Source organism: Pseudoalteromonas sp. SCSIO 43201 (genome assembly GCF_023716725.1).
GTDB classification, from domain to species: domain Bacteria; phylum Pseudomonadota; class Gammaproteobacteria; order Enterobacterales; family Alteromonadaceae; genus Pseudoalteromonas; species Pseudoalteromonas peptidolytica.
Genome location: NZ_CP072685.1, coordinates 59,823 through 72,025 on the forward strand (window position 1 = coordinate 59,823; position 12,203 = coordinate 72,025).

The 12,203-nt window shown below is 44.8% G+C and carries 6 protein-coding genes; all 6 read left to right on the forward strand.

Features of this window, described 5'->3' with window-relative positions:
- The first annotated feature begins 16 nt into the window (after positions 1-16).
- The 6 genes from J8Z24_RS21605 (at position 17) to J8Z24_RS21630 (ending at position 12,177) form a co-directional block, all read left to right on the forward strand.
- Positions 17-1,276, forward strand: a complete 1,260-nt coding sequence (locus J8Z24_RS21605) for a hypothetical protein (RefSeq protein ID WP_125251897.1) — start codon at positions 17-19, stop codon at positions 1,274-1,276.
- Positions 1,277-1,524: 248 nt separating this feature from the next.
- Positions 1,525-10,038: a hypothetical protein gene (locus J8Z24_RS21610; RefSeq protein WP_252096080.1), complete on the forward strand. Its 8,514-nt coding sequence runs from the start codon at positions 1,525-1,527 to the stop codon at positions 10,036-10,038.
- Between the two features lie 82 nt (positions 10,039-10,120).
- Positions 10,121-10,585 carry a hypothetical protein gene (locus J8Z24_RS21615; protein WP_147388872.1) on the forward strand — a complete coding sequence of 155 codons (465 nt, stop codon included), beginning with the start codon at positions 10,121-10,123 and terminating at the stop codon, positions 10,583-10,585.
- Positions 10,586-10,638: 53 nt separating this feature from the next.
- Positions 10,639-11,109 (forward strand): hypothetical protein, encoded by a 471-nt coding sequence (locus tag J8Z24_RS21620; protein WP_128730744.1) that lies wholly within the window; start codon positions 10,639-10,641, stop codon positions 11,107-11,109.
- Complete coding sequence (locus J8Z24_RS21625) at positions 11,102-11,788, forward strand: hypothetical protein (protein WP_252096028.1); 687 nt, start codon at positions 11,102-11,104, stop codon at positions 11,786-11,788. Before J8Z24_RS21620 ends, J8Z24_RS21625 begins: the two co-directional genes overlap by 8 nt.
- Positions 11,789-11,991: 203 nt before the next feature.
- Entirely contained in the window at positions 11,992-12,177 is a 186-nt protein-coding gene (locus J8Z24_RS21630; protein ID WP_125251892.1) for a hypothetical protein, read from the forward strand.
- Positions 12,178-12,203 lie beyond the last annotated feature (26 nt).

Consider the following 12,203-nt stretch of genomic DNA (forward strand, 5'->3'; position numbering starts at 1 on the left):
TTAGGAGAGGACGAGGATGGCTTTAAATACCCTTGTACAAAGTAATGTTAAGTATGGTTACAGCGACCTGCGTTTCGTTTTGTTTGAAATCGCAGAGTGGCTCAATACCGTTGGTTGGGAAATTAAATATCAATTTCCAAACGCAAAAGAAAAGTTTGATGCGCAAGGTGGCTACAGTTTTGTTGCTGTTCCTCGCGGTGATTCACAAAACATGTTTGATAGTGAACTTATCGCACTAAAAATGGCTACAAAAACCGTCAGTGGCTCAGAGTTTTCTTATCAAACAATTGAGGCGCATGTCACACCGCAACTACAGTGTGATTTTTCAAATGGCCAAGTGATCCAAGACGCACGAGGTGTGACTTCAGGTAACTTAGGTCCAGACTATGACTATACCTATACAGAAGCAGGTGTTGAACACCGTGCTAACACTGGGGATGGTCTATTTTTCGACACTAAAGTCGTCAAAGGTCGTCTAAAAGCACATCCAGTTTCGTGGCGCGCATCATCTACCGAACATGGATTATTTTTAGCTATTTGGCTAGAGGGTGACGAACACCGAGATCCGCCAACGCAAAGCTGGTTTGTGGTACAGCGCCCTGTAGACCAATCAGATGGTCAACCATTGAGAGAACCAGATGCGGATGGTAGCCGAAATCCAATTTTCTGTATGTATGGTATTTCTAACGAGAGTAATACTCGTTCAGCAGCCCACCAAGCTGCTTATGAGAAATATGCACAAGAAAATGGCATTCCATATACACAAACTTTGGGATCAACATCGTCTGGCCCGCAAAGCTCTATTACGCCCTCTCCAGATGCGACCAAGCAAGGTGCCATCGCACTAAAACGCTTTGTGGTGCGAGAAAAAGACGTTAATGCACCTGGTAAACAATACGATGCGTGGCGTAACGACCGTGATATGAACGCCATTATTAATCTACGTCAACAACAGGCGCGGATTGAAATGCGCGATATTGGCGTTGCAAGCATTGAAAAAGCAGGCTCTCGCTATGCAATCCTGTTCCCTTCAAAGCTGAACACGCCACGCTTTAGGTTTAAGCACGAGCTAGATATGGTTGCTTACACCTCAGCTGACGTCATTTCATCTGGGTTACCTGTAAATGTGCACGTGTATGGTGAAAAAGACCCTGAAACGCAAGAGAAGCTGTATCGAAGGTATATTGCTATTCAGCCAACAGGGCCATTTAATACCAACCTTATTATGCTCCACCTAATTAAGTCTGGTATTCCCGAGTCTGAAATTAAAAAATAATCGAGCACTTGTTTGAAGGGTGCAATGCCCTTCTTTTTGCTGTTTCTCGCAGAGTTTGCGTATATTTATATAATAACTTAGGTTTGGATCGCCTGAGAAACAGCCCTTCTTCCTTTTCAAACGGCTAACTCACCGTCCCCATTAATTTATTGTACAATATTTCAATCTCACTACTGCTTCATTTCAACAATCGCGGTACAATCCTTATATTAAGGCGATGCCAAATGAGACTAGTATGAGGGTGCCTCGTGAGTGTAATAAATACCATAAAAAATGCGAAATACCGTGCATTTATCAATGCGCTAGCGGACAAAAGAGAATGGTTCAGTGTTAAGTCGGAACAAAGAGTACCCAGCGTTATACCCGATAATAAAGGGTTATTGTATCTGGCAAACTTTAATGAGAATTACGTCGTTGCCGTCACGCCAATCAACCATGATATGGTGTATGTTGCCGAAGTAGCCTCACCAACTCGCGTGGTTAGCGGTGTTATCGCTGGGAGCGAGCGCGTATTAGTACTCAGTGCAGACGGCAAACTGCATATTTTCAGCCCGAACCTTATCCACCTGCAAACAGTAAACTTACACGACAATATAACCGACATCATTTGGGCAGATGGTCTTATTTGGCTAGTTGGTCCAGATATGTTCCATATAGAAATTCAACAGGTTTTATCGCGAGAAGAAGGGCTACTCGAGCTAGTTCCCTATCGCAGCGTACCCGGGTTACCCGGTATTCGCCATTTAGTGTGGTTACCTCAAGCACAGTCGGTCGCAGCGGTCAGTGCGACCACATTATACTTTGTTTCTTTCGAAGGACTGGAAGTACAAAATGTACCTTTGCCTACCAGCGTGCAGCATGTTGGTGGGCACACTTCCTTGCTGGTATTTACTGAAGTGCATTCTGGTGATGCCCTGGTATTGGATTTGATTGATGCTGACATTACACCTTTACCCGCCTATGGCTCAGTCAATATATGTACCGATCCAATCATCACTACCAAAACGGCTTGGCATCGACGTCACCACGGTGACTATATTGTTTCACTCCTTGATATTCAAGAGCCTGGTAATGAAGAAGTGACCTCAATTGTACAACATATTGAAAAGGAAGCCGGAGCACTACCCAACAATCAACCTGAGCTGCTCGTTAACTTGCAAGAGAAAGCTGACTATTTTAACTTAAGCGCTCAGCGACACTGCCAAGAGGATGAGTTTTATACCAGCGAATATTTTTCGTTACGTGGCGATGGCGACCCACTGCTCGTGCTCGCCGATGGCGGAGAACTTGTTATAGACGAAGCGGGGTCACGCAGGCTAACAAGCGCCGCATGGATCACCGAACAGCAACTGGCTATCAGCCACAAATTCAGCAAACACTCAGGGCTTCACCACCGTGTTAGCATCAAAGTATACGAGCCATTCGCATCCTCTGAACGCTATGTTGATTTATCCCAAGGTGAGTTCACGGGAATGCAGTGGTTGCCAGCACGAGGGTTATTAACGCTTAAAAATCCAGTCTATACCGAAGGCTATTATGTTGGTAAGTATGTGTCAGAAATTTATCCTTTATCTGCACTAACCTTAGTTGAAGGCGCTGAGGTACTTCTAAGCGGTACAACTCCAAGCAACACATCAGTCACTTTTGAATTTCGAGTAAGCTACTCCAACGAAGAATATGCCCATATTCAGTACAGTGATTGGTCAGCAAATTTACCAACTACGCCCTCTGGTGCGCAACTCAAAGGCGTTCAATTTCGTGTTTTTGCTACTACAACCGATACCAATACGACACCACTCATACAAGGGTTTCAACTTAATAGTACCCAACACGCGCTACTTAGCGTTGGTTTTTGGGATCTACACAGAGCAAGATCTCAAAAATTTGTACCATCACTGTCATCAAGCCAAGATTCAATAGACTTAACATCAAACTCTCAATGTGTGAGTGCTCATACCTGCGCACACAAAACATATGCTAACGATGGCCAGAGTAGGAGTATGGGTACTCATACACACGCTTATACTTTGGCGGAACAACTAACAGTGCGATGGCAAAACGCACATTATATTTTACGGCGCACATCAGCGAACTCTCAGCACGGGTATGCGCGATATAAAATAAGCCCCACACAAAAGCAATGGGCAACAGCCAAGTTTCATTTACAAACTTGGCTCAGTCGCGTTAACGACGTTAACCGAGGTCGTCTCTACTCTACGAATGCCCACCATGGTCCTAAAATAGACATGATGAGTGAAGGGTCGAGGCAATTACACGAAAACGTTCTTAGTGCCTCTGGCTTTGTTAGTACCAATGCCACGTCACAGCAACGCGTATTTAGTCCTCATATGCGTTCTTCGTTCAACGTCAGTTCAACCTACACTAAAGATTGGCACTATCGACTGGCACTGGGCGGTATTCAGCGTTACTTAGGACTGCGACGATTTGCCTCTAAAAAAATTGGCAAGCGTTATACTTGGTCTGTATTTAGCAACCCTATTTCGTTGGCAAGTGATAAAACGCAAGGAGTGGGCTACCCTTCACAAGCGAGTGGCTCGCCACAAACAAGAGCGTTCTCATGGCATGAAGGGATCAGCCCAAGAGTTAGCAACGGCATGCAGCCTGTACGCGTAAAGTTACCGCTTTTTGGCACCCAAGAGGTTGACGGTATCAGTATGTACAACCACAGTGGCGTGCTAGGTTATGATAATGAGCTGTATCAAGCCAACACTAAGGTTAATGCCACCGTCGCCTATGACACACTAACTTCCCTCACATTGCAAAGTACCAAAGGAGTTGGGCAAACCGAGTCTCGGCGCGCAACATCACAAAGTGCACTCACAGTGGATGAGGTGCTCACCGGATCCACACGTCAACTTAAGCACTACCTAGTAGCTAGCCAAATTTATTCTTGGGCAGCGAAGTTACCTTTTAGACAACCTGCTGAGGCAAGGCGCTTTAGGCGAAGTATTTGGGCTATTCAGCATGCTGTTGATAGCTGGAAAGCCCAACCTGTAGAGGGGCAGCGTACATTAAGCGCGGACAATATCAATACACTTGAGCTAAAGCAGTTAAGTGCGTCCTTAGGTACAGATTTAACCGCACATAGAACAAAGCAACAAAGCCTGCGCTTGTGTGGCTCAGTAAAATTAAGATTGCTCTGTCAGAGCAATTTAGGCACTAATTTTATGACGAGCTACCCAATACAAAGCTATCATGCCTCAAAACCTGAGATGATGAACTTCAGTATTATTGGTGGATTAAAATCAGCCAGTAATGACCAATTAATCGCGTTACTAAGCCAACCAAACCAACGCGTAAACGTTGCACAAACTCTCAGCTTTATCATGGAGTCGAGTACTCGCATCCAGCGTTTATATGAGGCAATTCAGTATGCAATTAGTTGGTTAGCACTGCACCCATCTGGCTATAAAATGGAGTACTCAGCGACCGGTGCACATTCTGGTCCACTTGCTGATGCTATGAATGCACACTTAGTGAGTATGTCTAAAAGTGAAGCGCCAGACGTGCCCTCCACAGCCGCACACACTAAACAGTTAGAAGCGGGAACTTCGCAAGCCAACACGGCACAACCCCAAACTTTAGTGGGTAATATTAACTACGATAAAGCGAATGGACAGGATACCTCAACACCCGCAATCATCAATTATCATTTGAGCGGTCAGCAGTATTTACTTGGTCGCGCAATTTACGATGTGTTGTCAAATTGGATAGGAAAAGAAAGTGGCAGCAGGATCCAATTTATCAAAGGTGTGCTGTCACCTTCTCACACCTCGGACACCCACGCTGTTGCGGATAAACTCAACAAGTTTGTCGCTCAACTGCTTAAACAAACAGCCTCGCAACAAAGTGCTCAAGTCGCCGATGTGATCAAATATTTTATTGCGTCATTCTTAAATGAAAATCAGCCGCAAAAAGCAGAGTTTGCCGTTGAACCACAATCATCATTAGCAACGCTCGCCAAAGCCATTTTTACTACCGGTGTCAGTAATGCCTACTCTGATGATATCGGCTCTGCCGTTTATAATACGCAACATGCCATTCAAACCATAGCGTTGCGTATTTTGCTCAAACAAACGGCCGATTATCAAAAGTTGACCTTTACGCAGATGCAAGATCAGTTCAGGCAATCTCTTGGCGCACCTGTTTATCAACTTTATCGCTACACCAGAGTAAGTTCAGATAGACACAATATTGGCTACACGACGACCGTCGTCTCTAAAATTCAGGTCAATGCGCCGCGCTATTTAAAAAAGGCTACAACCGGTAAACCGATCAACGTAATTGCTAAGTCTATTGCTAGCGGCCCTTTGTGGACTAATAATATTACCATGTCGCCTGACAGTGCGTTTAGTGGCGGCGAAAATATCCTATCTGAAATACAGTATAACGTGACTCAATACCGCACGACACTTCGTGCACTGCAAAGCTTGTCTAGTACAGCAAAGAGCTGGCAATCACGGGTGCATGAACAAGCATCGTATTGGATGGCAAAACAAATCAAACATATTCCCGTGTCCGTACTAACGGCTGAGTCACCTACCTATTCACATGCCATAAGCGATATGATGAACTACCGCTTCTCCAAACTTGGTCTCACACTTGGAGAGCTCATTCAAAGTACACCGCAAAGAGAGCACAATATTACCCTGTTTTCGGTGAACTTTTTAAATAACCAACAGGGGCATGCCTATCAATCTAGCGGCTTCACAGGTAGATCTCAGCTACCTTGGCTGATCACAGGTAAAATATTGGGCGTACGCGCCGCTGACAATGCAAGGCCTCTAAACATTAGAAGCACAGCGAATGAGAGCATACGATTTTGGTGTTCACGCTTAGAGGCTGCTGACAATCAGCAACCAACCTTTGCTCAACAGCATATACCACTCGTAAAGAAAACGGGTATTTCCAGTATACAGACCAGCGCAAAAATAGTACGCGGGGTCTTTAAACAATGGATAGAACAGCAGTTCACTGCACGCATTATCTACCGTGACGTAGCAATTAACGACGGATACTATATTCAGTCACCGAGCTTTCAATTTAAGCTAAATAATCAAGTTAACGCGACGCCGTGGCAAAACTTATCCATAAATATGCTCAACGCGGCTCCGTCTCGCTGGTTAAGCGAAGTACACAGACTCAGTGATAAAATATACACAGCCATAGATAAAACCCTAGCTCAAGAGGTCAATGTGGCTTTTAAAAGTCTCAATAGTAATAATGCGCTTGAACTGCTCATCGTCACAGTCACAACTTTAAATAAATTTGTACAAGGCCTAGGCCGGTATTCAAAATACGCCTCTTTGGAATCAGAAACACTTTCTGCCATACAATCTAAAATTAACAAAAATATGGCTGTTTTGTGCTCTGATGCGGTGAAGTATGAACGTTTATATCAAGCACAGCAATACCTAAGTGTCGTGTATAACAAAGCGCTCGCCGCGTTGTCACACACGGGCCAACAGACACAATTTTTACATCAATCTAGCGCCAAGCTCATTGTCAAGATGGTTGAAGCAAGCGTACTCAACTACGCCCATTACTTGATCCGTGCCAATGGCCAAACACACCGACCCACTCATTTGCTCCACGCAGTAGAAGTAATTAAGAACTGGCAGCAACAGCTTGCTGTTAAGCAAACCAACAGCATAACATCGACGCAAGAAATTAAATTAGTCAATGCAATATATGAGGTTATTCAACCGCTGATCACTTTACCAAAAGCAGTTTTTTCTATCACCGCAGGGATGCAAGCAGATGCGCTCAAGCTGATCAATTTTTCTTTGCAAGAATCATTTAAAATACATCCGATCAAATCGATACTAGGCAAGCATTTACCAAACACTTTGCTGATACAAAATAAAGCCTTGTCGAAGCACGCGTCCGGCGCAATTGAAATGTCAGGCCGCATGTATGTTGATTCGTTGAATCAACATATGCAGCTGAAGTTTATACCAGGCACTTGGGTAAGAAATCATTATGTCTTCAAAAAAGCACACCTACTTAAGCAAGCTGGAACCAAAGTGCACCTGCCGGCAACGATTAAATGGCAGGTGGAGTCGGGTTATTGCCAACACAATCAACTAGAAGTTGCTGCTTATCTACTATATCAGCCGTGGTCAAAACGCTTCAATATGCTTAATTTTAGGCCCTTAATTAATAAAACCACGCGCCTATTGCAACGTGTGGCTATTTATCGCGAAGCTGGCAAGCGTGTGCTACTTTCTCAAAAGCCTCAGTACTGGATGCCTAAACCGCGTTATATATTTCCTCATGGATTACCCGATTTCCTTCAAGATTTTGGGCCGTTTTCCCCTGGCCTGCACTTGTCACAACAACAGTATATTCAAGAACTGCCAAAGCAAGATACCGCGGTGCTAAGCACTCAAAAAGATGCCGGATTATACGCCCTTGGATTAGAACACACGCAGCATGTCGTCCGTGACAAGCGAAGTGCTGGAGGTGTACGTCTCAATTATGAGCGTAATTACGCACCATTTTCTGCAGATCTGCAATTATTCGTGAATGATTTCAAGCAGCTATCGCAGGCGAAAAAAACAGTCAGCCGAACAATACGTCGCAGTGCAGAGCAATTCTCGTTCGGTTACAGCCGACTAAACATGCGTTATGTACAAAATCGATTAGGGCATGAACACACAGAACGCCTATTTAGCCAAGCGGTAACGAATACGAGACTGCTTATTGGTGCCCCAAGTTGGCTACGCGCTAGCACTCATGCTCAAGCCTATAACAGCGATAACATTGCTTGGCGCCAAACTAGTCAGGGGATAGGTAAACTGACGGTAGATAAATGGATCAATACGCACTTATCTAATAGTACCACTCGCCTTCTCTACAAACTAGCCACGCCACTGAGCACGCACAGCTTCACCACGGCATATCGGGCTTCACGTTGTAGCGACATCATATGTGCTCACGATACAACGACGCGTGCATGGCAAACAATCGGCACGGGAACAACGCGCTCTATCAAGCATAGTGGCGACCAACCGGCGGTTAGGCATGTCGTCATTAAAGAAACACTGACCAACCCGCTCACAAGGACAATACAATGGGAAAAGCTCGAGGCGCTAAAGACCTCAACAAACATCCCCGCATTAGTGAATCTAAAAGTCACCACTTTGAGCTACAACGTTACGCGCTTGCTAACATTACGCGTCACCGACGTTCATACTACTAAGCAGTCTATTAGCTTGGCGAAAGCACACAGCATGATGCGCTCAACCGAGCTCACTTATCAGCTCGTTACCCCAAGTGATGTGCCGTTAGGTAAGGTAGTACAATCACCTTATAAATTATTAAAACAAAGCATGCCTGACAGCGTATTTGTAGCCATGCGTCATGCAAAGGGTTTTGACCTATACGGCACAGTTGATTTAGGTAAGCGTACGTTTTGCGCGCCAATACCAATCAAGATCCAGGAAATGGACAGGCTAAAAGCAAGTACCGTCAGCCATTATGCACTCAAAATTAATACCATATTACGGGACTCTCTATACGCGCATGCAGACAAGTTAGATTACACTCGACTGTCACCAGATAGCTACATACAGAGCTTAATGCAGTACACGGCTGAACTCACAGCAGTTGCTATCGATCACTGGCAAATGAAACAAACAGCGCCCACAATCAGTACCAAGCTGCACAAAGAAATTATCGAGATCTTAGAAGGGAGCTGGCTCACAGATAAAAGCTTTAAGCAGTCACTTAAGACGCGAGGCCACTTGTTAAACCGCTTAGCTCAGGCCATGGTGCTCCCACCTAGTGTGCGACAACATTATCGTCAAGACCTACTAAGTGAAAGTACCTTGTTAAATGCCTTGATCCAGGCTAATCACATTGACAACGTCGCACAACATGCACTTGCACAGGCAGGTCTTTCCGCTTCTACCATTCACACACTAATGGCGCAGTCACGTCAAGGATTAGCCGAGAGGTTAGCTCTACTTAGACAAAGCGAGCTCAATGAAGTGGACGTTGAGCGCATATACGACCAACAAATGCTCGGTGCAGCTAAGCTGATGAACACCCTCACCCAGTTGGGTGTCAACACAGCGCAATTGGAGTCTGCCTATAACCAGTTACAGTCTCCGCTCGACGCTGCAAGCCCAATCATCGCACAATATGTGGAATACCCTAACCTCGTCATGGCTATAGGCGCTGCATTTGAACAATACCTTGCCTCTGATCCCCGTGCATATATGCACTATCGGATGAACAAAGAGCAGGTAGCCAACCACCAACGAAAATATCGTTTCATGACTCAAAACTTGCCAGAGGTAATTGATTTTTATCATCAAACACACTCAACACAAAGGCAACTCGGTGCTAACTTCGCGGTGGATATGACATCTATACTCGATAGCATCGATCATTCTGCTTTACAGACAAAACCATTCCATGATCGAGTAGAGCTCAATTTACCACTTAATTACCGCAGTGATGATTACCGCCGTTACAAAGCTGGTATTGTCGCTATTGATCTGATGCAATGGTTACGGGATTTACGCACAGATTACCGAGAAGAGCTCATTGCAAAAGTGCAAGCCGGAACTGCGCAAGGTGCGTATTCTCCCCGTGCAGCAATGCTTGATGCTGTCAGGAACATGGTCGTAGAGCCTATCCTTTATCGCCACCCTAAAGACGGCTCTTGGATGTGGCGCGCCTATTCACCGTCGGATACACAATACAATTATATTGTATGGGGTAGCCTGTAACAGGCACACCCAACCAAGATCGGCGTATGGCTACTGTCACTGAGCACAGCCCATGCGCCAACATTACACAAAAGGGAAAAGTATGATCACAGCATATGCCAATGTAGAGCCCAATAAAAGACCGGCCTATGTGCGTTTACATGGCCCAAAACAAACACATATCGCAAGAAATCAAGAAACCTGGTTTAGTTTTTTTGATCACACCAAAGATCCCCGCTTTACCAGTAGCGATGTCTTACACCGCACCATCGATTATTGGAGCTATGACTATCAGCGTGAATATTATGATCTGCATTTTATTGACCAAAAAGAATTAGAGAAAGACTTTTCTCAAAGGTATCGTTGCAGTTTTGAAATACTGCGCTTTCCGGAATTTGGTGTCCTCGAAGTCGCACCTTGGTTTCCTATGTATGATAAACTTGTTTACCGACCTGGTCGTGGCTACGAGGGCAAGGACTCCTTTTCTGTTCGCCCGATAGTACCAAATAGAGGTTACACTGGGCACGGTTACACATTTCATCTATATGTTGGTAATCCATTCACCTAAAATGACAGTTATTGTACAATAATATGGTTTGATAACTGCAAAGAGACTTGTAAATGCTATATCCTAATATTGAATCTGCCATCAGTCGGTGGAGTGCCTCCATGTTCCCCACCTTGATCAATATGTTTGGTGTGGAGGTCAAGGTATCTCGCCAAGTATCAGTTGCGTCATCGCAACCTCAGACGCTTAACCCCCAGTCTGCCATCGCCAGTGTTTATGGTGGCCATACAGGGCCCATGTCAACAAGACCCAATTCGCCCTTTGAAATCAAGGAATTTCGCGCAAAAATAATTCCTCCCTCTCGAGGCTGGGTACTTGAGGGCACACATGCTTTAGGTAGTGCTAAAAAAGTCGAGGTGTACGCGCAAGCAGATATCAAACCAGGAGACAAGCTCACTTTTGAGCGTAGTGATGGGAAAATATTTTCCTACAAAGTCAAACAATCCCTCACACTGGGAGTGACACAATGCTTGATGAACAAGCTCGCGTTATTGCCTATTGAGGCGGAGGAACTTCATGACTGATCCGCAAACACGTGTCGTCGCAACCCCTTCGTTGGTAACCTATTATCTACTCAAAGAAATAGGTAACTACCTTCCTAATGTCAACGCGATATTCACGCCATCACTTGACTATCAAGATGGTTTGCGCGCCTTTCGCACAGCGAATCAAAAAAAACAAGTGATAGACCCAACCGCGCTGCCACTACTGCTATTTAACCGCTCCACCATCAACAATAATGACATATATGCTGGGCGAAGTGGTCACACATTACTGGCAAAAAAATATCGCTCTGAAAATCCACTCAATCCGCATCAGTGCCAAACCGCTCTGGACAAATACCCCGTGCTATTCGGTGACATGACTTTTAAGTTTATGTATATCACCTCTTCCATGGAAGAATTAGAACGCTTTGAAATGCTCTACAGCGTGGCAGGGGGCTTGCGTGAAATCAGTGCAGTTAGTGTTGATATTCCCGATATCGGACAAATTGAATACAAACTTACTTGGAAAGCCCTACAAGACTTTACTGTCGACCTTGGTGACAGTGCAACCAAATCCATTGGTGCAGAAGTTATTGTGAGGGGGCCGTTCATTGTATCAAAGAATGAAACTCTGGCGTTAATCACCAATATTTTCGCTTCTGGGGGGGTAAATCTCCACCTTCTTTGCGAGTCTAAAGCACAGCCTGCAAACGATTAAATTAGCGAATTATTTTAATCCAGTGATGACGAACCTTCCATCACTGTTGTACAATAAAGTCGTAACTTCCTCGTTATCCTGAAGTTACACCCTATGAGACGATGAGCTGTGAGATGAGCGCCTGTTATTCAGGCATTGAGACACCTAAACCAAGATTACACCGGTAACTTGGGACTAATTTTAATGTCACATTAGGAGCAAACATGGCTTCACGTAAATCTAAAACCGACAGTGCAGCAACGGAGCTTGCAACGTTAGTTTCGACGCTAAACCACCCTGTCGTTATTTCATACGACGGTGATGCAACGACACTACCACCACGCGGACGTATCAATAACATCAACCCTAAAGCTTTAGGCGCATTGCCAAAAGGCGTTCGAGTAAGCTAAGCGTTTGAATACGCAAGCTTCATTGA